The organism is Streptomyces sp. CB02980 (genome assembly GCF_014451325.2).
GTDB lineage: Bacteria > Actinomycetota > Actinomycetes > Streptomycetales > Streptomycetaceae > Streptomyces.
On the sequence record NZ_JACSCH020000005.1, the window covers coordinates 1 to 26,616 of the forward strand.

24 protein-coding genes and 1 riboswitch are annotated in these 26,616 nt (G+C 71.8%); of the genes, 8 read left to right on the forward strand and 16 right to left on the reverse strand.

Annotation, left to right across the window (positions count from 1 at the left end; translation table 11 throughout):
• Positions 1-168 precede the first annotated feature (168 nt).
• Both E0F75_RS12450 and E0F75_RS12455 read right to left on the reverse strand, forming a co-directional pair.
• A complete protein-coding gene (locus tag E0F75_RS12450; protein WP_187622589.1) occupies positions 169-321 on the reverse strand; it encodes an SCO1431 family membrane protein in 153 nt (50 codons plus the stop codon).
• Between the two features lie 76 nt (positions 322-397).
• Positions 398-1,810, reverse strand: coding sequence for a peptidase C39 family protein (locus E0F75_RS12455; protein ID WP_187622590.1), 1,413 nt, complete (start codon positions 1,808-1,810; stop codon positions 398-400).
• A gap of 393 nt (positions 1,811-2,203) precedes the next feature.
• Between E0F75_RS12455 and E0F75_RS12460 the strand changes: the two genes are divergently transcribed.
• Both E0F75_RS12460 and E0F75_RS12465 read left to right on the forward strand, forming a co-directional pair.
• A complete protein-coding gene (locus tag E0F75_RS12460; RefSeq protein ID WP_187622591.1) occupies positions 2,204-2,833 on the forward strand; it encodes a uridine kinase in 630 nt (209 codons plus the stop codon).
• Positions 2,834-3,142: 309 nt separating this feature from the next.
• Complete coding sequence (locus tag E0F75_RS12465) at positions 3,143-5,068, forward strand: AAA family ATPase (protein ID WP_187622592.1); 1,926 nt, start codon at positions 3,143-3,145, stop codon at positions 5,066-5,068.
• A 96-nt stretch (positions 5,069-5,164) separates the two neighbouring features.
• Here E0F75_RS12465 and E0F75_RS12470 read toward each other — a convergent pair whose 3' ends face one another.
• The 10 genes from E0F75_RS12470 to ribD all read right to left on the reverse strand — a co-directional run bounded on the left by E0F75_RS12470 (position 5,165) and on the right by ribD (position 13,815).
• Positions 5,165-6,214: a hemolysin family protein gene (locus tag E0F75_RS12470; RefSeq protein WP_187622593.1), complete on the reverse strand. Its 1,050-nt coding sequence runs from the start codon at positions 6,212-6,214 to the stop codon at positions 5,165-5,167.
• Positions 6,211-7,707, reverse strand: coding sequence for a hemolysin family protein (locus E0F75_RS12475; protein WP_229312657.1), 1,497 nt, complete (start codon positions 7,705-7,707; stop codon positions 6,211-6,213). The genes E0F75_RS12470 and E0F75_RS12475 overlap by 4 nt, the downstream gene beginning before the upstream one ends.
• A 226-nt stretch (positions 7,708-7,933) precedes the next feature.
• Entirely contained in the window at positions 7,934-8,389 is a 456-nt protein-coding gene (locus E0F75_RS12480; protein WP_187622594.1) for a PH domain-containing protein, read from the reverse strand.
• A 41-nt stretch (positions 8,390-8,430) separates the two neighbouring features.
• On the reverse strand, positions 8,431-9,279 hold the full coding sequence (hisG, locus tag E0F75_RS12485) for an ATP phosphoribosyltransferase (protein WP_187622595.1): 849 nt from the start codon (positions 9,277-9,279) through the stop codon (positions 8,431-8,433).
• A gap of 67 nt (positions 9,280-9,346) precedes the next feature.
• Complete coding sequence (locus tag E0F75_RS12490; RefSeq protein ID WP_187622596.1) at positions 9,347-9,628, reverse strand: phosphoribosyl-ATP diphosphatase; 282 nt, start codon at positions 9,626-9,628, stop codon at positions 9,347-9,349.
• 35 nt (positions 9,629-9,663) lie between these two features.
• A complete protein-coding gene (ribH, locus tag E0F75_RS12495) occupies positions 9,664-10,149 on the reverse strand; it encodes a 6,7-dimethyl-8-ribityllumazine synthase (RefSeq protein WP_015032243.1) in 486 nt (161 codons plus the stop codon).
• Positions 10,150-10,179: 30 nt separating this feature from the next.
• Positions 10,180-11,457, reverse strand: a complete 1,278-nt coding sequence (locus E0F75_RS12500) for a bifunctional 3,4-dihydroxy-2-butanone-4-phosphate synthase/GTP cyclohydrolase II (RefSeq protein ID WP_187622597.1) — start codon at positions 11,455-11,457, stop codon at positions 10,180-10,182.
• Positions 11,454-12,050 carry a nicotinamide mononucleotide transporter family protein gene (locus E0F75_RS12505; protein WP_187622912.1) on the reverse strand — a complete coding sequence of 199 codons (597 nt, stop codon included), beginning with the start codon at positions 12,048-12,050 and terminating at the stop codon, positions 11,454-11,456. The genes E0F75_RS12500 and E0F75_RS12505 overlap by 4 nt, the downstream gene beginning before the upstream one ends.
• Positions 12,051-12,094: 44 nt before the next feature.
• Positions 12,095-12,703, reverse strand: a complete 609-nt coding sequence (locus E0F75_RS12510) for a riboflavin synthase (RefSeq protein WP_187622598.1) — start codon at positions 12,701-12,703, stop codon at positions 12,095-12,097.
• A gap of 2 nt (positions 12,704-12,705) precedes the next feature.
• The gene (gene ribD / locus E0F75_RS12515; protein ID WP_187622599.1) at positions 12,706-13,815 is read right to left on the reverse strand and encodes a bifunctional diaminohydroxyphosphoribosylaminopyrimidine deaminase/5-amino-6-(5-phosphoribosylamino)uracil reductase RibD; all 1,110 of its coding nucleotides are present in this window, start codon (positions 13,813-13,815) and stop codon (positions 12,706-12,708) included.
• Positions 13,816-13,988: 173 nt separating this feature from the next.
• A riboswitch (FMN riboswitch) is annotated at positions 13,989-14,118 on the reverse strand.
• Positions 14,119-14,387: 269 nt separating this feature from the next.
• Between ribD and E0F75_RS12520 the strand changes: the two genes are divergently transcribed.
• Together E0F75_RS12520 and E0F75_RS12525 are read left to right on the forward strand one after the other, a co-directional pair.
• Positions 14,388-16,769, forward strand: a complete 2,382-nt coding sequence (locus E0F75_RS12520; protein WP_187622600.1) for a chitinase C-terminal domain-containing protein — start codon at positions 14,388-14,390, stop codon at positions 16,767-16,769.
• Between the two features lie 136 nt (positions 16,770-16,905).
• On the forward strand, positions 16,906-17,667 hold the full coding sequence (locus E0F75_RS12525; protein ID WP_187622601.1) for an SDR family oxidoreductase: 762 nt from the start codon (positions 16,906-16,908) through the stop codon (positions 17,665-17,667).
• 81 nt (positions 17,668-17,748) lie between these two features.
• Here the strand turns inward: E0F75_RS12525 and E0F75_RS12530 are convergent, their stop codons facing one another.
• Entirely contained in the window at positions 17,749-18,891 is a 1,143-nt protein-coding gene (locus tag E0F75_RS12530) for an ROK family transcriptional regulator (RefSeq protein ID WP_187622602.1), read from the reverse strand.
• Positions 18,892-19,015: 124 nt separating this feature from the next.
• On the opposite strand from E0F75_RS12530, the gene E0F75_RS12535 reads away from it, so the two are divergent.
• The 3 genes from E0F75_RS12535 (at position 19,016) to E0F75_RS12545 (ending at position 22,599) form a co-directional block, all read left to right on the forward strand.
• The gene (locus tag E0F75_RS12535; RefSeq protein WP_187622603.1) at positions 19,016-20,230 is read left to right on the forward strand and encodes an MFS transporter; all 1,215 of its coding nucleotides are present in this window, start codon (positions 19,016-19,018) and stop codon (positions 20,228-20,230) included.
• Between the two features lie 130 nt (positions 20,231-20,360).
• On the forward strand, positions 20,361-21,791 hold the full coding sequence (locus tag E0F75_RS12540) for a uracil-xanthine permease family protein (protein ID WP_187622604.1): 1,431 nt from the start codon (positions 20,361-20,363) through the stop codon (positions 21,789-21,791).
• 73 nt (positions 21,792-21,864) lie between these two features.
• Positions 21,865-22,599 (forward strand): DUF5995 family protein, encoded by a 735-nt coding sequence (locus E0F75_RS12545; RefSeq protein ID WP_267499423.1) that lies wholly within the window; start codon positions 21,865-21,867, stop codon positions 22,597-22,599.
• Positions 22,600-22,645: 46 nt separating this feature from the next.
• On the opposite strand, the gene E0F75_RS12550 is transcribed toward E0F75_RS12545, so the two are convergent.
• Entirely contained in the window at positions 22,646-24,343 is a 1,698-nt protein-coding gene (locus E0F75_RS12550; RefSeq protein ID WP_187622605.1) for an NAD(P)/FAD-dependent oxidoreductase, read from the reverse strand.
• Between the two features lie 66 nt (positions 24,344-24,409).
• The gene (locus E0F75_RS12555) at positions 24,410-25,216 is read right to left on the reverse strand and encodes a carbon-nitrogen hydrolase family protein (protein ID WP_187622606.1); all 807 of its coding nucleotides are present in this window, start codon (positions 25,214-25,216) and stop codon (positions 24,410-24,412) included.
• Positions 25,217-25,504: 288 nt separating this feature from the next.
• Here E0F75_RS12555 and E0F75_RS12560 point away from each other — a divergent pair, with 288 nt between their 5' ends.
• Positions 25,505-26,071: a Repetin gene (locus tag E0F75_RS12560; RefSeq protein ID WP_187622607.1), complete on the forward strand. Its 567-nt coding sequence runs from the start codon at positions 25,505-25,507 to the stop codon at positions 26,069-26,071.
• An 81-nt stretch (positions 26,072-26,152) separates the two neighbouring features.
• Here the strand turns inward: E0F75_RS12560 and E0F75_RS12565 are convergent, their stop codons facing one another.
• Positions 26,153-26,608, reverse strand: coding sequence for an Lrp/AsnC family transcriptional regulator (locus E0F75_RS12565; RefSeq protein WP_015032260.1), 456 nt, complete (start codon positions 26,606-26,608; stop codon positions 26,153-26,155).
• Positions 26,609-26,616 lie beyond the last annotated feature (8 nt).

The window sequence follows — 26,616 nt, forward strand, 5'->3', positions numbered from 1 at the left end:
TCCTCCCTGCCGGGCGCGGGCACGGGCGTGCGGGGCGCGCGCCGGGTCGCGGGGAGTATGCCCGTTCGAGGCACCGGGATCACCCGGCGACCGGGGGATCACACGGACGCCGAGGGACGGCCACAGCCGCATACGGCGGCATCGGGGCGGCCGACGGGTCCCCCGACGTCACATGAGGCCGGCGCGCGTGACGAACACGGCGAGCAGGACGACCAGGGTCCACCCGAGGACGTGTTCGAGGAGCTTGGGGCCCCGGTCGTCCTTCGGGCCGCCCGTCCGGGCGCGGAGGAGGAGTCGGGTGGCGGCGGAGGTGGAGGTCATGGCGACCACCTTGCGGTACGGGGGGCGGCCCCGGGGTAGAGACGTCGGTCACGCCCCCCGGGGCCAAGCCGTCGCGTCAGACGACGCCGAGGGCCGCGAGTGCCTTGCGCTGCGCGGGCGAGGGCCGGTCGGGGAAGTAGAGGTAGCAGACCCCTCCTGTGCCGGAGACCACTTTCCCGCTCGCGTTGTACCGCTTGGTGCGGAGCCAGATGTTCTCCCACTCGCGCCGCCGGTAGACCCGGCGGACGGCCTCGTTGCTGGGCGAGGCGGGGTCGTTCGCGATGACGTCGCCGTCCGCGGTGAAGCCGATGACGGTCATGAGGTGGCCGGAGGTGCCATACCCGGCCCCGGTCAGTTCCTCCTTGAGGAAGGACTGGGACGTTATGGCCGGGATGCCGGCCCGGATCAGGCTCTCCAGTTCGGTGAGCGAGCGCAGCCGGGTGACCACGGCGTTCATGTCGGGGTACGTGGCCGCGTAGGCGGCGTTGAAGGGCCAGTTGCCACAGCCCTCGTACTGGTGGTCGAAGGTGAAGCGGGCCGCGTGGCAGACCTGGGGGTCGGCGAAGGCCGGGTTCACCCAGGCCAGCTCCTCGGCCGACGGCCGGCGCCCCCAGTACTCGACGATCATCTGGGAGGAGGTCGGGCTGCACCACGCCTCGCCGCCGTTGTCGTACTCGGGGTACTGCCCGACATGGGTGTTCTGCGAGTAGCGCGGCACGGCCAGCTCGCGGGCCGGGCCCGGCACGGAGGCCGGGACGGTGAAGCGGTCCGGGATGTCCGAGGCCATCGCACCGAGCCGCCAGACCGTGGGCGTGAGACCGCTGCCCGGGGTGCGGTAGAGCGTCAGACGCAGGCGGTACGAGGCCAGCCGCAGCCCGCTCGTCGCGTCGTCGACCGCGAAGGTGTCGGTCCAGACGGTGCTCCTGCCGTCGGTCTGGTCGTCGACCGAGGTCCGCCGGATGTCGCCGTCCCCGGAGGCCCAGCGGCCCAGGACGTACCAGGGGGTGGCGGTCGCGTCGGTGTACGTGCCGGACAGTTCGACCTGGAGCCAGGTGCCGGGCGGGGTGTGGGCGTTCCAGGAGGCGATGACCTCGGTGGCCGGCACGGTCGGGGTGTGCTCGGGCGAGGTCCAGCCGGCGTACTCCCACGTGGAGGTCCGCCCGGTGTGCGGGTCGGTGTAGTCGGTGCGCCCGGCCGGGGTGGCCAGGACCAGGCCCGGGCGGAGTCCGGCGACCGCCTTCGTCCCGGCCGCGCTGCCGCACCTCCAGTCCGTGTACGAGGACCAGAAGCGGTTGTCGACGAGGCCGGGCGCGGGCGCGTGGCCCCGGCCTGCGTCCTCGGCGGAGGCCGGGCCGGCACCCGGTGCTTCGGGCGGGCAGTCGGCGGCGCGGTCGGGAACGGCGGCCACGGCGGGAGCGGCCGTGGCGGCTGTTCCGGCGGCCGCGAGGGCCGCTGCGAGAACGGTTCTGCGCGGGGTGGAGCTGGTCATGGACGGTGACCCCCAGTCGAGAACGGTGGGTGGACGAACCTGTGGATGAGAAGGACGAACGAGCGGGCTCGTGGTCCGGCCGGGCGAGCCGGACGAGCGAGCCGGGCGAGCGGCGGGCGAGCGAGTAGGCGAGTGGCAGACCGGTCCGAAGGCAGGCGGGCGGCCTGGCACGTCGGGGCGGACCTGTGAGCGGGCGAGCACGCGGGCGTCCGGACCTCCGGGCGCCGGGAGCCCGCGGAGCGCACGGACGGGCCGCGCGCGCCCCACTATCGCGGCTTACGCCACGCCTCCGCCAGCACTTCGCCCCGCGTCGCCGCACCAATATTGGTCTCAACCACTGACGGCGGTACCTCCCTGACCTGCAGCGGTCCCCCACTCCCCTACCCTGGGCCCATGAACGACCTCGATCACGCGGCCCACGCGCTGCTCCGGCTGCCGCCCTCCTGCGGACCGGTCCGGCTGATCGCGGTCGACGGCCACGCGGGCTCCGGCAAGTCCACGCTCGCCGCCCGCCTCTCCACCGCCCTGGGCGACGCCCCCGTCCTCCACCTCGACGACCTCGCCACGCACGAGGAGCTCTTCGAGTGGACCGGGCGGCTGCGCGAACAGGTCCTCGATCCCCTCGCACGCGGCGAGAGCGCGTCGTACCGCCCGTACGACTGGAACCTCCGTCGCTTCGGCGAGGCGCGCGAGCTCCCGCCGGCCCCGGTCGTCCTCGTCGAGGGGGTCGGCGCGGGCCGGGCGGCGGTGCGGCCGCTCCTCGCGTGGCTGCTGTGGATGGAGCGCGGTTCCGAGGAGTCGTGGGCACGGGGCCGTCATCGGGACGGCCCGGACCAGGCCGCTTTCTGGGACGGATGGACCGTGGCGGAGACTCGCCATTTCGCCGGGGACCCCTCTCGGCCCTTCGCCGACACCTTGGTACGCGAGTGCCACGAGGGCTACGACTGGCTCCCCGGGCCGGGTGTGACAGCGGGCGCGGACCAGATCATCACGTACCGTGACGGCTTCATGTCCGTGAACTGAGGGGCCGAAAGTCCGCTTCCGCAAGTGCCTCAACTCCGCTTGACCCAAGGGGCGTACAGGTCTTACGTTCTGAATGTGCGGCTTTTCGGAGCTGCCGCGGACGCGAAGCCCCCGGTTGTTCCCCCGTGATCGGGGGCTTCGTTCTGCCCCTGACGGCCCTCCGAAGGGCCCTTCGCGGGCCCTGATGCTCACCCAGGGTCACCGCTTCCGGATCATGCGCTTCTCCTTAAGTACGCACCCCCTGCGCAGGTACGATGCCCCCAGGTGCGGTCAAATCCCGTCCATGCGAAGACGGTTGTGGGGGACCCGATGGACATCGGCACGCAGGGCGCGCAGGCCCCGGCCGAGCTCGCCTGGCTGCGCGGAATCGACGCCTACACGATGGGCGCGTATCCGCAGGCGGAGGACGAGTTCCGGACGGCGGTAAGGATCGACCCCGGGATGGCGGACGCCTGGCTCGGGCTGCACGCGCTCCGGGTCGACACCACGACCGCGCTGCTGCGCATGTACCGCAACCGCGACCGCTTCGGCGAGCAGCGGACCCGGTACCGGCGCACCCTCAACTCCTGGTACTGGCTGGGCTGGTGGGTGCAGCCGGTCCTGGAGAGCCCGCGCGACCTGCTGCTCGCGCACGCCTCGCACTGGCTCGACGGGCGCCACGTACCGGAGCTGGACCGGGCCCTCGCGGGACTCCCCCCGGTCGACACGGACCCGCAGGTGCGCTTTCTGCACGCCTGCCGGGCCTATCTCGTCAAGGACTGGGACCAGCTCGTCCGGCACACCGAGACCCTCGTCGACGACCCGCTGCTCGGCATCGAGGCCGGGCTCTTCGGCGGCATGGCCCGGGTGCGCCTGGAGATGTACGGGCAGGCCGAGCCGCTGCTGTCGGCCTCGCTGATGCGCTGCCGCAGCGAGCAGCCCCAGCGCAAGGAGCTGCGGTACTGGCTGGCCCGCGCCCACGAGGGGACCGGGCGCAGCGCCGCCGCACTGCCCCTCTACCGGGCCGTGCACCGGATCGACCCCACCTTCATGGACACGGCCGCCCGGCTCGCGGCGATCGCCGAGTACGACGGCTTCGAGGGGTACGACGGCGTCGACGACCCGGCCGGGCTCGCGACGGTCGCCCTGGGCACCGCCGGCGGCGGTCTCGGCCAGGACGCCCTGGACACCGCGCCGGGCGCCGAGCCCGACCCGGCGGCCGGCCCGCTGGGCGACGGAGTGCGGCTCGCGCCCGATCCCGTACCTCCGGTGGCACCGGTGACACCGCCGGAGACCGTACGCCAGAAGGCCCCGCTGCCGTCCCAGCCGGTGCCGCCGCGCTTCCCCGCGGGTCCCACCGATCCGGTGCTGCTCGCGGAGGCGCTCGCCGAACTGGAGGGCATGGTCGGCCTGGAACCGGTGAAGCGGCAGGTCAAGGCGTTGTCGGCGCAGCTGGAGATGGCGCGGCTCCGCGCCGGTCAGGGCCTTCCGGTGCAGCCGCCCAAACGTCACTTCGTCTTCTCCGGCCCCTCGGGCACCGGGAAGACCACCGTCGCACGCATCCTCGGCCGGGTCTTCTACGCCCTCGGGCTGCTCGGCGGCGACCATCTCGTGGAGGCCCAACGGGCCGATCTGGTGGGCGAGTTCCTCGGGCAGACGGCGGTCAAGGCCAACGAGCTGATCGACTCGGCCGTCGGCGGGGTGCTCTTCGTGGACGAGGCGTACGCGCTCTCCAACACCGGTTACAGCAAGGGCGACGCCTACGGGGACGAGGCCCTCCAGGTGCTCCTCAAGCGGGCCGAGGACAACCGCGACCATCTCGTGGTCATCCTGGCCGGCTACCCGGAGGGCATGGACCGGCTGCTCAACACCAACCCCGGTCTCTCCTCCCGGTTCACCACCCGGGTGGACTTCCCCTCGTACCGGCCGCTGGAACTCACCGCCATAGGCGAGGTCCTCGCGGCGGCCAACGGCGACGGCTGGGACGACGAGGCCCGCGAGGAGCTGCGCTCGGTCAGCGGACACGTCGTCGAGCAGGGCTGGATCGACGAGCTGGGCAACGGCCGTTTCCTGCGCACCCTGTACGAGAAGTCCTGCGCCTACCGCGACCTGCGGCTCTCCGGCTACGCCAGCACCCCGACCCGGGAGGATCTGGCGACCCTCCGGCTCGCCGACCTGATGCAGGCGTACGGCGAGGTCCTGTCGGGCCGCGGCCCGATCGACCGCGGCCCCCAGCAGGAGCCGCCGGGCTACTAGGGGGTGTCTTGCCCCGGGCCCCCGCTGCCGGAGCGAGGGGACACGACGACCGACGGGGCGGGCCCCGAAGGGCCCGCCCCGCTGTGCGCACGACTCCTACGCGGTGGGCACCCGGTCCGACGCGAGCCGGTGGGCGGGGTCGCGGACCTCCCCCACCAGCATCTCCAGGACGTCCTCCAGGGCGACCAGGCCGAGCACCCGGCCCGAGCCGTCCGCGACCTGCGCCAGATGGGTCGCGGCGCGGCGCATCACGGTGAGGGCGTCGTCGAGGGGCAGTTCGGTGCGGAGCGTGGCCATCGGCCGCCACAGCCGCTGGGGCACCGCCCGCTCCCGTTCGTCCAGGTCGAGGACGTCCTTCACGTGCACGAAGCCCATGAAGGCGGTGCCCGCCTCGGCACGGACCGGGAAGCGTGAGTACCCGGTGCGTACGGTCAGCTCCTCGATCTCCCGCGGGGTGACCGTCGGCGGAACCGTGACCAGGGAGGACGGTGCGATGAGGACGTCCGTCACCGGGCGGGTGCCCAGTTCGAGGGCGTCCTCCAGACGCTCCTGCTCGGCCGGGTCGAGCAGTCCGGCCTGGCCGGCGTCCTCGACGAGGCGGCCGAGCTGGACACTGGTGAAGACCGCCTCCACCTCGTCCTTCGGTTCGACCTTGAACGCCCGCAGGACCAGCCGGGCGCAGGCGCCGAGCGCGGCCGTCACCGGCCGGCAGAGCCGGGCGAAGCCGACCAGGCCGGGGGCGAGCCAGAGCGCGGTCCGCTCGGGCGCGGCCATCGCCAGGTTCTTCGGGACCATCTCGCCGATGACGAGGTGGAGGAAGACGACCGCGGCGAGGGCGATGACATAGCCGAGCGGGTGGATGAGCCCCTCCGGGACGCCGACCGTGTGGAAGACGGGTTCGAGGAGACGGGCCACGGTCGGCTCGGCGACGGCGCCGAGCGTCAGCGAGCAGACGGTGATGCCGAACTGCGCGGCCGCCATCATCTGCGGCAGATTCTCCAGACCGTGCAGGACCTGCTTGGCACGGGCGCCGCCGAGCGGCTCGATCTGGCTGCGACGGACGGAGACGAGCGCGAACTCGGCCCCGACGAAGAATCCGTTGGCCAGGACGAGGAGGACGGCGAAGAGAAGCGGAAGGGCGCTCATCGGACCGCCTCCGCCGCCACGGGAACGGGCGCGTCCAGGTGTCCGGGAACCGGATCGGACACCGGGCCGAACGCCGGATCGGACACCGGGCCGAACGCCGGGCCGGACACCGAGCCGGACACCGGATCGTGCGCCAGGTCGGACACCCGATCGGACACCGGGCCGGACGCCGGATCCGACGCCGGGTCCGTCCGGACGATCCGTACGCGCTCGGCGCGGTAGCGGTCGACCTGGCGCACCGAGAGCCGCCAGCCGGGCAGTTCGGCCCGGTCGCCGGGGGCGGGGATGCGCCCCAGGAGATCGGCGACAAGCCCGGCGACGGTCTCGTACGGCCCGTCGGGCACGTCGAGGCCTATCCGGCGCAGGATGTGGACCCGGCAGGAACCGTCGGCCTCCCAGGCGGGCCGGCCGTCCTCGGCGGGAGCGACGGCCAGCTCGGGCCGCCCGTCGGCCACCGTGTCGTGCTCGTCGCGGACCTCACCGACGAGTTCCTCGACGATGTCCTCCAGGGTGACGACACCGGCCGTGCCGCCGTACTCGTCGACGACCACCGCGATCGGCTGCTCCCTGCGCAGCCGCTCCAGAAGGGTCTGGGCGGGCAGCGTCTCGGGCACCAGGAGCGGAGGGACCGCGATCCGGCCGACGGGGGTGCGCAGCCGGGCGTGCGGCGAGACGGCGAGCGCGTCCTTGAGGTGGACCATGCCGACGATCTCGTCGATGCGGTCGCGGTAGACGGGGAAGCGCGAGAGGCCGGTGGCCCGGGTGAGGTTGAGGACGTCGGCCGCGGTGGCGTCCCACTGGAGGGCGCTCACCTTCACGCGCGGGGTCATGACCTGCTCGGCGGTGAGGCCACCGAGGGACAGGGTCCGTACGAAGAGGTCGGCGGTGTCCTGTTCGAGGGCACCGGCCAGGGCGGAGTGCCGGGCCAGGGAGACCAGTTCGCCGGGGGTGCGGACGGAGTCCAGCTCTTCGGTGGGCTCGACGCCCAGGAGCCGGACGAGCCGGTTCGCGACCCGGTTGAGCAGGGAGATCACCGGCCGGAAGAGGGCGGAGAAGTACCGCTGCGGGGTGACGACGAAACGGGCCACCTGGAGCGGCCGGGAGACCGCCCAGTTCTTCGGCACGAGCTCGCCGACCACCATCTGGACGGCGGAGGCGAGCAGCATCCCGATCACCACCGCGATCCCGGAGACGGCCCCGGCGGGCAGTCCCGTCGCGGTGAGCGGTCCGTGCAGCAGCCCGGCGAGCGCGGGCTCGGCGAGCATGCCGACGACGAGGGAGGTGATGGTGATGCCCAGCTGGGTGCCGGAGAGCTGGAAGGACAGCTCGCGCAGGGCCGTGACGACGGTGCGGGCGCGTCGGTCGCCGGCGGCCGCGGCCCGCTCGGCCTCGGCGCGCTCGACGGTCACGAGACCGAACTCGGCGGCCACGAAGAAGCCGTTGGCGAGGATCAGGACGAAGGCCGCGAAGAGCAGCAGAAGGGAGATGATCATGCCGCCGCCTCCTGGGAAGGGGCGGCGCAGGTACTACCGGACGATCCGTCCATTGCTGGAGGGAGTCACTCCTCGGGTCGAAGGGTGGCCTCGCGGGCCGCGAGACCGCGGCCCTGCACACGCGAGGCGGTGGTGCCGCTCGGCACCACCGCCTCCAGAGTAGTCACGCGAAGGCCCCGAGGGGCAGGGGGTCGGCCCCGGATGGGGGACATCACGCCCCCGGCCGTCAGGCCGTCCGCTCCGCGCCCGTGCCGCGGCTGTCGGCCAGGGCCCGCAGGGCGCGGGCGTCCCGGATGGCCGACTCCTTGGCGATCCCGGGCTGGATGCCCAGCGCCGGCAGGCTGGTGCCGTCGCTCAGGTCGAGGAAGACCCAGGGGTCGCCGGGACGCAGGTTGACCTTGAGGATCTCCGCCCAGGCCAGCCGCCGGGTCCGGGTGATGTTGACGACCGTGACGCCCTCGTCGTCGGCGACGACCTTGGGGCGGCTCAGCAGCACCAGGCCGCCGGAGATCAGCGCGGCGGTGAAGAAGAAGCTGGCGCGCTCCCCCGGGCCGAGCCGCTCCAGCATCGACGCGACGACGCTGATGACCGCGAAGATCGCGACGCTCATCGTGATCAGGACGACCCGGGTGCGCCCGGGACGGAACGTCACCGGCAGGACGGGCGTCTGTGCTTGGGACATCGGTGGTTCCTCGGTGCCTTCGGTGCGGGCGGTCCGTGCCGTCAGAGGCGGCAGGCGTGGATGGCGGTGGTGAGGATGGCGCGGGCACCGATCTCGTACAGGTCGTCCATGATCCGCTGCGCCTCCTTGGCGGGGACCATCGCGCGGACGGCGACCCAGCCCTCGTTGTGCAGCGGGGAGATGGTCGGCGACTCCAGGCCCGGGGTGAGGGCGACGGCCTGCTCCAGGTGCTCGGCACGGCAGTCGTAGTCCATCATCACGTACGACCGGGCGACGAGGACGCCCTGGAGGCGGCGCATGAACTGCTGGACCTGCGGGTTGTCGTCGGTGGCGCCGTGGCGGCGGATCACGACGGCCTCGGAGGTGAGGATCGGCTCGCCGATGACCTCGAGTCCGGCGTTGCGCAGGCTGGTGCCGGTCTCGACGACGTCCGCGATGACCTGGGCGACGCCCAGCTGGATCGCGGTCTCGACGGCGCCGTCCAGGTGCACGACGGAGGCGTCGATGCCCTGGTCGGCGAGGTGCTTGGCGACGATGCCCTCGTACGAGGTGGCGATCGTCATGCCGCCGAAGTCCTCGGGGCCGTTCGCGGTGCCCGGGCGGGTGGCGTACCGGAAGGTGGAGCGGCCGAAGTTCAGCGCGAGGATCTCCTCGGCGCTGGCGCCGGAGTCCAGGAGCAGGTCACGGCCGGTGATGCCGATGTCCAGCTTCCCGGAGGCGACGTAGATCGCGATGTCCTTCGGGCGCAGGTAGAAGAACTCGACCTCGTTGTCGGGGTCGATGACGACGAGCTCCTTGGACTCCTTGCGCTGGCGGTAGCCGGCCTCATGGAGCATTGCCGACGCAGGTCCGGAGAGGGAACCCTTGTTGGGAACGGCGATGCGCAGCATGGGGTGAGCTTCCTTTGCCTGGGAGTGGTGGGGAGTCCGGGGGCGGCACGCGCCCGGAGGGGTGTGCTCAGAGGTGGGCGTAGACGTCGTCGAGCGAGATCCCGCGGGCGACCATCATCACCTGGACGTGGTACAGCAGCTGCGAGATCTCCTCGGCGGCCGCTTCCTTGCCCTCGTACTCGGCGGCCATCCAGACCTCGGCGGCCTCTTCGACGACCTTCTTGCCGATGGCATGGACGCCCTTGTCCACCAGCTCCGCGGTGCGGGAGGTGGCCGGATCGCCGGTCTCGGCCTTGAGCTTGAGCTCGTCGAAGAGCTCTTCGAAGCTTTTACGGGTTCCGTTCGCCATGATGGTCCTAAGAGTACGGGGTAAGGGTCGCGTCATCAGCGCCAGGGTTCGCTCACCGTGCGCAGCGTGGTCGCGGTGGCGACGGCGGCGGTGACGGCCTCGTGGCCCTTGTCCTCGGTGGATCCTTCGAGGCCGGCCCGGTCGAGGGCCTGCTCTTCGGTGTCGACGGTGAGGACACCGAATCCGACGGGTACGCCGGTGTCGATCGAGACCTGGGTGAGGCCGTGGGTGACGCCCTGGCACACGTACTCGAAGTGCGGCGTTCCGCCGCGGATGACGACGCCGAGCGCCACGATGGCATCGTAGCCGCGACCCGCGAGGACCTTCGCCACGACCGGGAGCTCGAAGCTGCCGGGGACGCGGAGGAGGGTCGGCTCGTCGATGCCCAGCTCGCTCAGGGCGCGCAGGGCGCCGTCGACGAGACCGTCCATGATCTTCTCGTGCCACTGCGCCGCGATGACCGCGACCCGCAGGTCGCCGCAGTTCTTCACGCTGAGGACGGGTGCGCCCTTGCCGCTCATGATTCTCCTTGCCGGTGGATACGTACGTGATTACTGGTTGGCACAGGTGGAGGCCGGGGAGCCGTCCAGCCAGGGCAGGTCGTGCCCCATCCGGTCCCGCTTGGTGCGCAGGTAGCGGAGGTTGTGCTCGCCGGCCGTGACGGGCATGGGCTCGCGGCCCTCGACCGTGAGGCCGTGCCGGGTCAGGGCGTCGATCTTGTCGGGGTTGTTGGTCATCAGACGCAGGCTCCGGACGCCGAGGTCGACGAGGATCTGCGCGCCGGCCGCGTAGTCGCGGGCGTCGGCGGGCAGCCCGAGTTCCAGGTTGGCGTCGAGGGTGTCGCGGCCGCGCTCCTGAAGCTCGTACGCACGGAGCTTGGACAGCAGGCCGATGCCGCGGCCCTCGTGGCCCCGGAGGTAGACGACGACGCCGCGGCCGGCCTCGGTGATGCGGTCCATGGAGGCCTGCAGCTGGGGGCCGCAGTCGCAGCGCAGCGAGTGGAAGATGTCGCCGGTCAGGCACTCGGAGTGGACCCGGACCAGGACGTCCTCGCCGTCGCCGATCTCACCATGGACAAGGGCGACGTGCTCGACGCCGTCCACGGTGGATCGGTAGCCGTACGCGGTGAAGTCGCCGTGCGCGGTGGGGAGCCGGACCTCGGCCTCGCGGCGGACGGTCGGCTCGGCGGAGCGCCGGTAGGCGATCAGGTCCTCGATGGAGATGATCGTGAGGCCGTGCTTGCGGGCGAAGGGGACCAGCTCGGGCAGGCGCAGCATGACGCCGTCCTCGCCGGCGATCTCGACGATCGCGCCGGCCGGGCGGAGGCCCGCGAGGCGGGCGAGGTCGACGGCGGCCTCGGTGTGGCCGTTGCGGGCCAGGACGCCGCCGGGCTTGGCGCGGAGCGGGAAGATGTGGCCGGGCCGTACGAAGTCGGAGGGCTCGTGGTTGCCGCTCGCGAGCATCCGCAGGGTGGTGGCGCGGTCCGCGGCGGAGATACCGGTGGTGACTCCGTGGGCGGGGGCGGCGTCGACGGAGACGGTGAAGGCCGTGCGCATCGACTCGGTGTTGTGCTCGACCATCTGCGGGAGCTGGAGACGCTCCAGTTCGTCGTTCTCCATGGGCGCGCAGATCAGTCCGCGGCACTCGCTCATCATGAAGGCGACGACCTCGGGGGTGGCCTTCTCGGCGGCGATGACGAGGTCGCCCTCGTTCTCGCGGTCCTCGTCGTCGACGACGACGACGGGACGGCCGGCGGCGATGTCGCGGATGGCCTGCTCGACGGGGTCGAGGGCGAGGTCGGTGGCGTCCCAGATCGGCAGCGCGCTCATGCGTGGGCTCCTTCCAGAGCGGTGGCGGAGGTCGTGCGCGTCCGGAGCCACCAGTCGCGCATGCCCCAGACGACGAGGGCGAAGTAGATGACGTAGACCAGGCCGGAGAAGGCGAGGCCGCTGTTGAAGGCGAGCGGGACGCCGACGAGGTCGACGAGGAGCCAGGCGAACCAGAACTCGACCAGGCCGCGGGCCTGGGCGATCATCGCGACGAGGGTGCCGACGAAGATGTACGCGTCGGCCCACGGGCTCCAGGAGAGCGACGGGTAGAGGGTGAAGAGGCCGCCGACGGCGAGGGTGCCGACGGTCGCGCCGGCGAGGAGCAGTCCGCGCTCCTTCCAGGTGGCGAAGCGGACGGCGATGGAGCCGTCCTGGGCCTGCTGCTTGCCCCGGTTCCACTGCCACCAGCCCCAGGCGGCGACGCCGATCACGAGGAGCTGCTTGCCGACGCCGCCGGAGAGGTGCGCGGAGGCGTAGGCGCCGACGAGGATCAGGCCGGAGAGCAGCTGGGCGGGCCAGGTGAGGATGGAGCGGCGCCAGCCGAGCGCGAGCGCGATGAGTCCGATCGTGTTGCCGATCATGTCGGACCACATGATGTGCTGACCGAAGGCGCTGAACGCCTCGGAGTTGAGCCAGCTCACTTGTCGCTCTCCTTGGCGTTCGGGCCGAGCAGCCGCTCGACGTACTTGGCGATGACGTCCACTTCGAGGTTGACCGGGTCGCCGGACTGCTTGAGGCCGAGCGTGGTCAGGTCGAGGGTGGTGGGGATGAGGCTGATGGTGAACCAGTCGTCGGTGACCTCGACGACGGTGAGGCTGACGCCGTCGACCGTGATCGAGCCCTTCTCGACGACGTACCGGGAGAGGTGGGCGGGCAGGCCGACCTTGACGAGCTCCCAGTGCTCGGACGGGGTGCGCTCCAGGATCGTGCCGGTGCCGTCCACGTGGCCCTGGACGATGTGACCGCCGAGGCGGCCGCCGACGGCCATGGGCCGCTCCAGGTTGACGCGGGAGCCGACCTCCAGGGCGCCGAGGCTGGACCGCTTGAGGGTCTCGGCCATGACGTCGGCGGTGAACTCGCCGTCGCCGAACTCGACGACCGTGAGACAGACACCGTTGACGGCGATGGAGTCGCCGTGCTGGGCGCCTTCCGTGACCAGGGGACCGCGCAGGCGGAAGCGGGAGGCGTCCTCCAGCTGCTCGACGGCGGTGACCTCGCCCAGTTCTTCGACGATTCCGGTGAACACGGTCAGGCTCCCTTGAGGGTGGCGGTGAGGTGCGGGGTGGCGGTGATGCGGAGGTCGGGTCCGACGCGGACGGTCTCGGTGACGTCGAGCCGCAACGCTTCGGTGATGGTGCTGATTCCTGCGTCGGCGAGCGCGTTCGGGCCGGCGCCGAGGAGGACGGGGGCGAGATAGCCGACGACCTGGTCGACGGCGCCCGCGGCGACGAAGGCGCCCGCGAGGGTGGGGCCGCCTTCGAGGAGGACGGAGCGGACGCCGCGCGCGTGGAGGGCGTCCAGGAGGGCGGGTACGGACAGGCCGCGCTCGGCCCTGGGGAGGCGTACGACCTCGACGCCGTCGAGGGAGGTCCCGGCGTCCTCCGCGATCGCGATCAGGGTGGGGGCCGCGTCGTCCAGGACCCGGGCGCCGGGCTTCACGGCGGTCGCCTCGGTGTCGACGACGACCCGGAGCGGCTGGACGGCGGCTGTCTCTGCGTCTGCGACGACGCGTACGGCCAGGTGGGGGTCGTCCGCGCGGGCGGTGCCGGAGCCGACCACGACGGCGTCGGCCTCGGCGCGCAGCCGGTGGACGTCGGCGCGGGACTCGGCGGAGGTGATCCAGCGGGAGGTGCCGTCGGCGGCGGCGATCCGGCCGTCGAGGGTGGCGGCGTACTTCCAGCGGACGAAGGGGCGGCCGTGGCGTACGGAGGTGAGCCAGGCGATGTTGCCGGCCTCGGCCTCGGCCTCCAGGAGGCCCTGCTCGACCTCGGCCCCGGCGGCGCGCAGGGTGTCGGCACCGCCGGTGGCCTGCGGGTTCGGGTCGCCGACGGCGTACACGACCCGGCTGACGCCGGCCTCGATCAGGGCCTGGGCGCAGGGGCCGGTGCGGCCGGTGTGGTTGCAGGGTTCGAGGGTGACGTAGGCGGTTCCGCCGCGGGCGAGGGCGCCTGCTTCGCGCAGGGCGTGGACCTCGGCGTGGGGGCCGCCGGCCCGCCGGTGGAAGCCTTCGCCGACCACGTGTCCGGAGGCGTCGGTGATGACGCACCCGACGACCGGGTTCGGGCTGGTGGCGCCGAGACCGCGTGCGGCGAGTTCGACGGCGCGTCGCATGGCGGTGATGTCGGCCTGCTGGGCCACCGGGTCCTCCTGCCTCTTCGGGCACGGACTCCGGGGCCTGTCGATGACGACAGAGAGCGGAACGACGCCTCGCGCAGGGTGCGCCGAGGCCGCGGTCCTGCGGGTACGCCGATCGGTGTCGATACGGCGACCAGCGGACGTACGGCCGGCACACCCCTGACAGGGGTCGCCCGCCGCGCACTGCCTCCCATCCGGACTTTCACCGTCGGTCCAGGAATTTCACCTGGTCAACCGGCCGCTGGCTGCGGACGGGTCGCGGACTATACCGCCGGTTCGGAATTACACCGACCCCGGAGTGCGCTGCTGCTGATACAGGGCCAGTCTGCCACGACCCGCGGGGGGCGATGTGGCCGAGTTCCTGTGGTCTGGCTCACAGACTTCCACAGAATTCTTCTATGGTCCAGACCTATTGACGCACTGGTCTAGTCCTCTTAATCTCCGTGTCACCTCCGAGGAACGGTCCGGCGGGGTGCGCACTCCACGGACCCAACACGACCCACCCGTTTGTTCGTTGTGTTTTCCTCCCCCTACGCCCGGAGGCGTGGGGGGACCCCCGCCCCAGGAGGAAGACCGTGTTGTCCCCCACCACGAAGAGAGCCTCGCTGCTCGCTTCCGGCGCGGCCGTCGCCGGGCTGCTGCTCAGCTCGCTCTCCGGCGGCGTCTCGTACGCGGCCGACAACGAGTCCTGTCGCCCCGACGGGCTCTACAAGACGCCGGGCGTCGACGTCCCGTACTGCTCGGTCTACGACACCCAGGGCCGCGAGAAGATGGGCGCGGACCACCAGCGCCGGGTCATCGGCTACTTCACCGGCTGGCGCGACGGCAAGAACGGCCAGCCCGCCTACCTGGCCAAGGACATCCCGTGGGAGAAGATCACCCACATCAACTACGCCTTCGGCCACATCGGCGGGGACAACAAGCTCTCCGTCGGCACGGACGGTCCGAACAACGCCGCCACCAGGATGACCTGGCCCGGTGTCGCAGGCGCCGAGATGGACCCCGCGTACGCCTACAAGGGCCACTTCAACCTGCTCAACAAGTTCAAGAAGCAGCACCCGAACGTGAAGACGCTGATCTCGGTCGGCGGCTGGGCCGAGACCGGCGGCTACTTCGCGGACAACGGTGACCGGGTCGACTCCGGCGGCTTCTACTCGATGGCCACCAACGCCGACGGTTCGGTCAACCAGGCCGGGATCGACACCTTCGCCGCCTCGTCCGTCGACTTCATCCGCAAGTACGGCTTCAACGGCGTCGACATCGACTACGAGTACCCGACGACCATGAAGGACGCCGGAAACCCGCTCGACTGGCAGCTCGCCAACGCGCGCCGCGCCGGACTCGTGCAGGGCTACGCGGCCCTCATGAAGTCCCTGCGCGAGAAGCTCGACGCGGCGGGCGCCGCCGACGGCAAGCACTACCTGCTGACCGTCGCCGCCCCCTCCTCCGGCTACCTGCTGCGGGGCATGGAGACCTTCCAGATGCAGAAGTATCTGGACTACGTCAACATCATGTCCTACGACCTGCACGGCGCCTGGAACGAGTACGTCGGGCCCAACGCCTCCCTCTTCGACGACGGCAAGGACGGCGAGCTCGCCGCCGCCAACGTCTACGGCTCGGCGCAGTACGGCAACATCGGGTACCTCAACACCGACTGGGCGTACCACTACTTCCGCGGCTCGATGCCGGCCGGCCGGATCAACATCGGCCTGCCCTACTACACCCGCGGCCACAAGAACGTGCAGGGCGGCACCGACGGTCTGTGGGGCAAGGCCTCCGCGACCACCTGCCCGGCCGGTGCCGGTCTGACCAAGTGCGGTGACGGCGCCACCGGCATCGACAACCTGTGGCACGACAAGGACACCAACGGTGTCGAGTCGCCCGCAGGCTCCAACCCGATGTGGCACGCCAAGAACCTCGAGAAGGGGATCGTCGGCGACTACGTCACGCAGTACGGCTTCCCGGCGAACACCACCCTGACCGGCACCTACGCCCGCAAGTACGACTCGACCCTGGTCGCGCCGTGGCTGTGGAACGCGCAGAAGAAGGTCTTCCTCTCCACCGAGGACGAGCAGTCGGTGGCCGCCAAGGCCGACTACGTGGTCAACAAGGGCATCGGCGGCACGATGGTCTGGGAGATGGCCGGCGACTACGCCTGGAACGCCGCCAAGGGCCAGTACGAGATGGGCTCGACGCTCACCTCGCTGATGTACGACAAGTTCAAGGCGGCCACCCCGTACGGCGCGAAGAAGTCCAACGCGACCCTGCCGACCCAGGCCGTGAAGATCGACGCGCAGTTCACCGAGTTCAAGCTGGGTGACTCGAACTACCCGATCACCCCGAAGATCAAGATCACCAACAACACGGCGGCCACCCTCCCGGGCGGCACGGAGTTCCAGTTCGACTACGGGACCTCGGCCCCCGCCAACGCCTCCGACCAGTCGGGCTTCGGCACGAAGGTGATCAGCAGCGACCACACGGGCAGCAACGTGGGCGGCCTGAAGGGCGACTTCCACCGCGTCTCCCTGAAGCTCCCGGCCTGGCAGTCGCTGGCCCCGGGCGCCACGGTCGACCTGGCGTTCAACTACTACCTGCCGGTGTCCACCCCCTCCAACTGGACGGTGAACATCAACGGCACGACGTACGCCCTCGCCGGTGACCTGGCGCGCGGCACGACGGTGGTGGAGCCGGGCACGACGACCCCGCCGACCACCCCGCCGACGACGCCGCCCACCACGCCGCCGACGACCCCGCCCACGACTCCCCCGACGACGCCTCCGACGACGCCGCCCACCGGCTGCGGCACGGTCCCGGCGTACGTGGCCGGCACGGTCTACAACGCGGGCAACGAGGTCTCCCACAACGGCCGCAAGTACAAGGCCCAGTGGTGGACCCAGAACGAGACGCCGGGCACGACCGGCGAGTGGGGCGTCTGGAAGGACCTCGGGGCCTGCTGACGCACCCCCTCCGAACCCCCGGCGGCGGAACATCACGGCCCTTGCCGCCGCCGGGCTCCCACAGCGCCGCGCCCCCTGTCCGGGGCGCGGCGCCTCCGCGCGTGCGGAGGCGGCCGAGGGCGGTCAGTCTTGAGACATGAGCACGATCCTGGTGACCGGCGGCACGGGAACCCTCGGCCGGCCCGTCTGTGAGCGGCTGCGCGCGGACGGCCACGACGTACGGGTCCTCAGCAGGCACTCACCGCCCTACGCGGTCGACCTCCGGCAGGGCGGGCCGCTGCTCGACCGGGCCGTCGACGGGGTCGACGCGGTCGTCCACTGCAGCAACATCCTGCGCGGCGACAAGGACGCCGCCCGCATCCTGATCGAGGCGGCCCGGCGCGCCGGCGTACCGCATCTGCTCTACATCTCGATCATCGGCGTCGACCGGGTGCCGCTCGGCTACTACCGCACCAAGTACGCGGTGGAGCGCATGATCCAGGGCTCGGGCATCGGCTGGACGCTGCTGCGCACCACCCAGTTCCACGACCTGATCCTCCAGCTGCTCCAGGGCCTGGCCAAGCCGCCCGTGATGCTGCTGCCCAAGGAGGTACGGGACCAGCCCCTGGAGGTGACGGAGGCGGCCGCGCGCCTCGCCGAGCTGGCCGCCGGGCCGCCGGCGGGCCGGGTGGAGGACATGGCCGGCCCCGAGATCCGGACCTTCGCCGAGCTTGCCCGCTCCTATCTGCGGGCGAGCGGCCGCCGGCGCCGCCTCGTCGAGGTGCCGTTGCCGGGCAAGGTCTACCGGGGGCTGCGACGCGGCGAGCACCTGGCACCGGACCGCGCGGTGGGGCACGTGACGTTCGACGAGTTCCTGGCGCGGCGGTTCGGCGGGGCGAAGGGAACGGCGGGCGGCTAGCGGACCGCCCGGCCCGGGCGGTGGTCGGCTTCGCCGCGTCCGCGGCGCACCGACGCCGTTCCCGACCCCGCCTGTCCGGACCTAGATCCCGGTGGCCGGCGTACCGAACAGCGCGTCCTGGGCCGCGTCGCGGGCGAGGAGGAGCGCGCCGCGCAGGACGGCCGCGCCGCCGAGCGCCGTCGGGCGGACCTCCGTACGGAGCGGGGAGAGGGCCGCCAGTTCCGACTCCACCCGGGCCGCGAGCTCGGGGCCGCCCTGGTGTCCGGTCTCCCCCGCGAGGACGACGCAGCCGGGATCCAGGACGGAGACGACGGCCGCCGCGCCCACGGCCAGACGGCGGGCCAGCGTGTCCAGGAAGGGGCCGTGACCGGAGGCGAGGGCCTCGTCCCGGTCGAGACCGTGGGCGGCGGCCAGGGACTCGACGGCCGCCGCGCACGCCAGCTCGTGGAAGCCGCCGTCGCAGCCGGTGGCCGAGGGGAGTCCCGAGGTGCCGGGCACGGGCAGGAAGCCGATCTCGCCCGCGCCGCCCGAGGCCCCGCGGCGCAGTCGCCCGCCCAGGACGACGGCCGCGCCGACGCCCTGGCCGAGCCAGAGCAGGACGAAGTCCTCGCGGTCGCGGGCCGCGCCCTCGCGCAGTTCGGCGACGGCGGCGAGGTTGGTCTCGTTCTCGACGAGGACGTGCGCGGGCAGCCGTTCCTGGAGGACGCCGACGAGCCGCCGGTGCCAGGCGGGCAGTCCCGAGGAGTCACGGAGTTCGCCGGTCGCCGGATCGATGAGGCCGGGGGCGCCGACGGCCACGCTGTGCAGCCGGTCCGCACCCGCCTCCTTCACGGTCCTTTCCAGGAGCGCGACCGCCTTCTCGACGGCGGGCCCGGTGTCGCCCTCGTCGCCGACGGGCACGGAGGCCTCGGCGAGGGTGGTGCCGAGCAGGTCGGCGACGGTGACGGAGACCGACCGGGTCCGTACGTCGAGGGCGGCGAGGTGCGCGCGGTCGGCGACGAGCCCGTACAGCTTGGCGTTGGGTCCCCGGCGTTCGGCTCCGGACTCCCCGACGACATGGACGAGCCCGGAGCCCTGGAGCCGCTCGACGAGGTCGGCGACGGAGGGCCGGGAGAGTCCGGTGAGGGTCTTGAGCTGAGTGGCCGTCAACGGGCCTTCGTCCTGGAGCAGTCGCAGGGCGAACCGGTCGTTGATGGCTCGTGCGGTGCTCGGGGATGCGGCCATGCGGCGATCCTCTCAGACGTGCCCGGATGCGGATGGCGTCCTGCGGTCTATTTATCAGGCAGGGTTCCTGATAGTTTACGGCCGCACCACCCGGCCACGCCACACCACCACCCAGGGAGGGCCCATGGCGGCGGAGACCGTCACCAGCACCGAACGCCTGCGGCGGGCGCGCTTCGCCGTCGCCGCCGTCTTCTGCGTCCACGGCGCCGTCACCGGCAGTTTCGCGACCCGCATCCCCTGGATCCAGGAGCACGCGGGCGTGAGCGCGGGGCAGCTCGGACTCGCGCTCGCGTTTCCGGCCCTCGGCGCCTCCGTCGCGATGCCGCTGGCCGGGGCCGTGTCCCACCGGTTCGGCGCCCGCACGGCGCTGCGCGGCCTGCTCACCCTCTGGACGCTCGCCCTGACACTGCCCTCGCTCGCCCCGAACGTCTGGGGCCTGTGCGCCGTGCTGTTCGTGTACGGCGCGACCGCCGGCATGTCCGACGTGGCGATGAACGCGCTCGGGGTCGAGACCGAGAACCGGCTCGGCAAGTCCATCATGTCGAGCCTGCACGGCATGTGGAGCGCGGGCGCCCTCATCGGCTCCGCCGCCGGTACGGTCGCCGCCCACCTCGGCGGCGACGCCAGGCTCCACCACCTGATCGCGGCCCTGATCCTCACCGCCCTCGGCCTGGTCTTCTGCCAGGGCGTCCTGGACATGCGCAGCACGCCGGACGAGGAGCCGCCCCCGCGCTTCTCGCTGCCGCCGAAGTCCGCGCTGATCATCGGCGCGATCGGCTTCTGCGCGGTGTTCGCGGAGGGCGCCAGCCTCGACTGGTCGGCCGTCTACCTCCGGGACGAGCTGGGCAGCTCCGCCGGGCTCGCGGCCGCCTCCACGACCGCCTTCGCGCTGACGATGACCGTCGCGCGCCTGGCCGGCGACCGGGTCGTGGACCGCTTCGGCGCGGTCCGTACGGTACGGGTCGGCGGCGCCGTCGCCACCCTCGGCGGGGTCCTGGTCGTCGTCGCCCCGCACGCCGCCGTCGCCATGGCCGGATTCGGTCTCATCGGGCTCGGGGTCGCGGTCGTCGTCCCGCTCGCCTTCGCCGCGGCCGGGCGCAGTGGTCCGAATCCGAGCCAGGCCATCGCGGGCGTCGCCACCATCACGTACACCTCGGGGCTCATCGCCCCCTCGGCGATCGGCGGCATCGCCGACGCGACCTCGCTGGTCTTCTCGTTCGGCCTGGTCACCCTGCTCGCCCTGGGGCTGGTCGTGGGCGCGGGCGTCCTCAGGTCCGGCGAGCGGGAGTCCACGCCGGCGAAGCCCGCTCAGGAGAAGGCCCCGGGCCACGTCGGGTAGCGGTTCCGGGCCCGGCGGACAGCGGGACCCGGGCCCGGGCGAACGTCCCCGGCCCCGGCGGCGCATACCATGTGGCTGATCTTTTGCGGTCACGACACGGCCGCCTGAACCGGAGAACGGGAGCCACCTCATGAACCTCGGCGTGCGCTGGACCTTGCACGGCGACGGGAAGACACCCGCTCCCGGAGCCGTCGTCCGCCCGGACGAACGGCTCTCCTGGCCCCGTACGGTCGGCCTCGGCGCCCAGCACGTGGTCGCCATGTTCGGGGCGTCGTTCGTCGCTCCGGTGCTCATGGGTCTCGACCCGAACCTCGCGATCATGATGTCCGGTTTCGCGACCGCGATCTTCCTCCTCGCGACCCGCGGCACCGTCCCCTCCTACCTGGGCTGCTCGCTCTCGTTCGTCGGTGTCGCCGCCGCGATCCGGGCCTCCGGCGGCACCAGCGCCACCGTGACCGGCGCGGTCCTCGTCGTCGGCGCGGTGCTCTTCCTCGCCGGTCTCGCGGTCAGGAAGTTCGGCGCGCGGATCATCCACGCGGCGATGCCGCCGATCGTGACCGGCGCCGTCGTCATGCTGATCGGCTTCAACCTGGCCCCGGTCACCGCGGCGACGTACTGGCCGCAGGACCAGTGGACGGCCCTGCTCGTGATGCTGTTCACCGGCCTCGCCGTCGTCTGTCTGCGCGGCTTCTGGTCCCGGATCGCGATCTTCCTCGGCCTGATCTTCGGCTACGGCATCTCGTGGATCTTCGACCTGGTCTTCGGCAAGATCAACTCGATGTCCGCGAGCGGCCAGGTCACCGACCACTGGCGGCTCGACCTCTCCGGTGTCTCCCAGGCCGACTGGCTCGGTCTGCCCTCGTTCCACGGCCCGAGCTTCGAGTGGTCCGCGATCCTGGTCGCGCTGCCCGTCGTCATCGCCCTGATCGCCGAGAACGCCGGACACGTCAAGGCGGTCGGCGAGATGACCGGCAGGTCGCTGGACGACCAGCTCGGCACCGCGATCGCCGCCGACGGCGCCGCCTCGATGCTGTCGACGGCGGTGGGCGGCCCGCCGAACACCACGTACTCCGAGAACATCGGCGTCATGGCCGCCACCCGGGTCTACTCGACGGCCGCCTACTGGGCCGCCGCCGGCTTCGCCCTGCTCTTCGGCCTCTGCCCGAAGTTCGGCGCGGTCGTCGCCGCCATCCCCGGTGGCGTCCTGGGCGGCATCACCGTGATCCTTTACGGCATGATCGGCCTGCTGGGCGCCCAGATCTGGATCAACGCCAAGGTCGACCTGCGCAATCCGCTCAACCTGGTCCCGGCCGCCGCGGGCATCATCATCGGCGTCGGCGGGGTGAAGCTGACCTTCACGGACACCTTCGAGCTGGGCGGCATCGCGCTCGGCACGATCGTCGTCATCACCGGCTACCACGTGCTGCGGGCCTTCGCCCCGGCCCACCTCAAGCAGCAGGAGCCGCTGCTCGACTCGGGCACCAGCTCGTACGAGAGCACGTCCGGCGAAAGCACGTCCGGTGAGAGCACGTCCGGCGACGAGCCGCTGTCGAAGAACTGAGTGATTCGCCCGTTCTGGGTAAGCCGGGCCTGAGGAGTTCCCTCCCGGGCCCGGCGACTGGGAGCCTGCCCGCATGGCGCAGACCCAGCAGATCGGGCAGAGCGAACAGACACAGCGGGTCGGGCGGCAGCCCGGGCCGTTCCTCGCGGTCGACCCCGTGGTGGACCGGATGCGGGCGTTCCGATCGGCCTGGCATCCGGCCGACGGGGTCGCCGTCTTCAACCGGGTCTATCTGACCGTCACCGAGGAGATCGGCCACGCCATCGAGGCGGGCGGCTTCGCCGACCGGCGTGCCGCCGCCACCCTCGACGTGCGGTTCGCCGAGCGGTACCTGACGGCGGTCGACGCGGCCGCGACCGGCCGCCCCTCCCCCGCCTGCTGGCGGCCGCTGTTCCGCTACCGCCGCCATCCCGGCGTACGGCCGCTGCAGTTCGCGCTGGCCGGGATCAACGCCCACATCGGCCACGACCTGGCCCTCGCGGTGGTCGACACCTGCCGGGTCCTGGAGTGCGCGCCCACCGACCTGGAGGACGAGTTCGACCGGGTCGGCGACGTCCTGGTCCTCCTGGAGGAGCGCATCCGGGAGGAACTGATGCCGGGCCCGGACCTCCTGGAGATCGCGGACCCGCTGACACATCTGCTCGGCTGCTGGAGCCTCGACCGGGCCCGCGACGGGGCCTGGCTGGCGGCGCGCTCGCTGTGGCAGCTGCGCGGCCTGCCCGAGCTGGCCGAGGAGTTCACGGAACGCCTCGACCGCTCGGTGGGCCTGGTGGGGCGGATGCTCCTCACGCCCCTGACCAGGCCATGAACCGGCCGGGCCGGTCCGGACCCGGCCGGGCCCGAGACCGTACGGCTCAGTCCTCCGGCAGCTCGACCGGGGCGATCTCGTCGTACACGTCGCCCGGACCCGGGTTGGTGGCATCGGTGCCGCCGCCGAAGTGGTGCATCACGCCCCACACCGCGTTGAGCGCCGTCTGCACCGCGCCCTCGGCCCAGCCGGCCGTCCAGGAGATGTCGTCGCCCGCGAGGAAGATGCCCCGCTTGTCCTCGGGCAGCCGGTCCTGCATGAAGTGGGTGAACAGGCGCCGCTGGTAGCGGTAGTGACCGGGCAGGTTCGCCTTGAACGCGCCCATGAAGTAGGGCTCGTTCTCCCAGGAGACCGTCACCGGGTTGCCGATGATGTGCTTCCGGATGTCGACCTTCGGGTAGATCTCGCCGAGCGACTTCAGCATGACCTCCATCCGCTCGTTCGCGGACAGCGGCAGCCACTTCAGGCTGTCGTCGCACCAGGTGTACGACAGGCAGATGGTGGCCGGCTTGTCCGGGCCGTCGTCCAGGAGGTACGTGCCGCGGGTCATCCGGTCGGTGAGCGTCATCGACATGACGTCACGGCCGGTCTCCTCGTCCCTGTCCAGCCAGAACGGCCGATCGACGGGCACGAACAGCTTCGAGGACTCCATGTAGTGGGTGCGCTCGATCGCCGTCCAGTGGTCGATCGGGAAGAGCGAGTCGTCGCAGGCGATCTTGGAGAGCAGCATCCAGGACTGGGCGGTGAAGATCGCCGCCTGGAAGGTACGGATGTCGCCGGAGGCGTCGGTGACGGTGATCCGGTTGCCGGCGGTCCGGTTCAGCCGGGTCACGGCCGGCTTCGGGGCGCCCTCGTGCAGGGAGCTGAGCGAGGTGCCCTGCGCCCAGTGGATGATCTTCTCCGGCTCGCGCTCCCACAGGCGCAGCGGCAGCTGCTGCGAGCCGCCGACGATGCCGCGGTGGTGGTCGTCCGCCTCGGTGTAGACGACGCGGAGGATCTCCAGGATGGAGTTGGGGAAGTCGGTGTCCCAGCCGCCGGTGCCGAAGCCGACCTGGCCGAAGATCTCGCGGTGCCGGAAGGACTTGAAGGACTCCGACTCGCAGAGGAAGCCGTAGAAGGTCTGGTTGTCGAGCTTCTCGACGAGCTTCGACCAGATCTCGCGGATGCGCGGGACGTCGCGCTCGCGCATGGCCTGGTTCATGTCGGAGAAGTCGGCGCCCTCGTCGAGGCAGGCGTTCCACGCGTTCATCACGTCGCGGTAGACCTGCGGGAGGTCGTCGACGGTGGTGGCGTAGTGCGACTCGCCCTTGAGGTCGACGACGGTCGAGGGGGTCGTCTCGGCCAGCGGGTTCGGGAAGGGCGTGGTCTCCAGGCCGACCAGGTCGATGTAGTGCTGGAGCGCGGTCGAGGAGGGCGGGAAGCGCATGGCGCCCATCTCGGCGGTGAGGCCCTCGGTGGCGGTGCCCTCGAAGCCGACGGTACGCAGCCGGCCACCGATCTGGTCGGCCTCGTAGACGACGGGCTTGAGGCCCATCTTCATCAGCTCGTACGCGGCGATGATGCCGGACAGTCCGCCGCCGATGACGGCGACCTCGGTGCCGTGCTCGGTCGCCGGTATCTGGCCGAGCCCGGCCGGGTGGGCCAGGAAGTCGTCGTAGGCGTACGGGAAGTCCGGACCGAACATGGTGATCGGAGGCTGGCCGTCGCTGTGCGGGACGGCGGTCGTGGGCACCGTGGACGTCATGGGGTACGGACTCCTTGCACGGAAAAAGGGTGAGGCCTGGCGACTGCGCGAGTGGGGCGGGGCGGCTCAGACGAGAGAGCCGTAAAGGCCCGGGCGCCGGTCGCGGAGGTAGGGGTTCTCCTCGCGGGAGGCCGCGAGGAGGGCCGGGTCGACGTCGCCGAGGACGAGGTCCTCGCCGCGCCCGGCGCGAGCCCGGGCGGTGCCGTCGGGACCCGCGAGAGTGGAGAGGCCGACGAACTCGAACTCCTTCTCCGGGCCGGTCCGGTTGGCGTACGCGATGTAGAGCTGGTTCTCGAAGGCGCGGACCGGCACCACGGACAGGGGCACGACCTCGGCGGGGTGCATGAGCGCGGTCGGTACGAGGAGGAGGTCCGTACCGGCCAGCGCGTGCGCCCGTACGTTCTCGGGGAACTCGACGTCGTAGCAGATCATCATGCCGACGGTGAGGCCGTCGAGCTCCGCCTGGACGACGGCCCGGTCACCGGGGGTGAACCACTTCAGCTCGAAGTCTCCGAAGAGGTGGGTCTTCCGGTACTGCGCGAGCGGGACGCCGTCGGCGCCGATGAGCTGCGCGGAGTTGTACAGGACGCCGTGCTGCTCGGTGTCCCGCTCGGGGTAGCCGTAGCCGACGGCCAGGCCGTGGCGCACGGCGATCGCCGCGACGGCGCGGGCGGACGGGCCGTCGACCGGCTCGGCCAGGCGCGCGATGTCGGCGCCGATGGCGTACCCGGTGAGGAAGAGCTCGGGGGCGAGCAGCAGTCCCGCTCCGGCTGCGGCGGCACGGCCGGCGGCCTCGTCGAGGACCTTGAGGTTGGCGGCCACGTCACCGAGTTCGCCGGAGCTCTGGAGCAGGGCGGTGCGCAGCGCGGGCATGCGTGATCCTCGGGGGTCGAAGTACAGGGGGAAGACGTCAAAAACGGTACGGTTTCGCGCTCGGTCGGGACAAGACGGCAGCGTTGCGGACCGACCGTCGAACCGTTGCGCGATCGACCGGTGGGGCGGCGATTCGTTGCGTACGGCTCCGCCCGGGGTCGCGGTCCGCCTCCGCCGCGCGGCGGAGACGGAACCGTCCTGCGGCTCGACGCCGCGCGGCGGGCGCCGCGGAAGAGTGGTGGTCGTCCGGAGGAACCCCGGACGACCTGCCGAAAGGACCGAGTAGCCATGAACCGTCGTACGAAGATCGTCGCCGTCTCCGCCGCCGTTCTGCTCACCCTGGGAGCCGGGGGGATGGCCGCCGCCTCGGCGGACGACAGCCACCGCCCCGCCGCGGCCCCGGCCGCCGTCTCGGAGGCCGCGGCGCTGACCGGCACCGCGAAGCTGTACCGCCCGGCCGGGGACGACATCACGTTCTCCTTCGACGCGCATCTGGCGGAGAAGGACCGGCAGGATCCGATGAAGGCCACCGGAACGTTCCGCTTCAGCCACTACAAGGGCGACTGGGGCGGGTACGCCAAGGTGAAGGTCGACTGCCTCACCACGGGCGGAAAGGTGGCCGTCGTGTCCGGTGTCGTCGTCGAGACGGATGTGAAGGAGTTCCGGAAGGCGCGGGTGGGCGTCACGGTGCACGACGTCCCCGGCGGCGACCGGCTCGGCTACACCTGGATGACCGCCGACCCGCAGAAGGACAAGGTGCCGCCGTGCATCAGCGGCGCGCCGTTCGAGAAGGTCGAGAAGGGGACGGGCGACTTCAAGGTCGTGCCCTGGGAGTTCGTCTACCCGACCGAGTAGACCGCCCCACGGGGGTGGGCGGGCGAAGGGCGGTGCGGGAACCACGGCCCGCACCGCCCCGAAGCCGGCGTCCCCGCAGGGCTACGCGGGCGAACCCGAGGAGAAGCGTCGCAGGAGCGGCGACAGCACCAGGACGGACTTGGTGCGCTCCACGAAGGGCTCGCCCGCGATCCGCTCCAGGACCCGCTCGAAGTGGCGCATGTCCGAGGCGAAGACCTGGACGACGGCGTCCGCGTCACCGGTGACGGTCGACGCGGACACCACCTCGGGGTACCGCTCGAGACCTCGCCGGATGTCGTCCGGCGAGGTGTTGTGGCGACAGTAGATCTCGACGAAGCCCTCGGTCTCCCAGCCGAGCGCCGCCGGGTCCACCCGTACGGTGAATCCGGTGATGGCGCCCTCGGCCCTGAGCCGGTCCACGCGCCGCTTCACGGCGGGGGCGGAGAGTCCGACGAGCGAGCCGATGTCGGCGTAGCTGCGGCGGGCGTCTTCCGCGAGGGCGTGGACGATGCGTTCGTCGAGGTCGTTGAGTCGCACTACGGGTG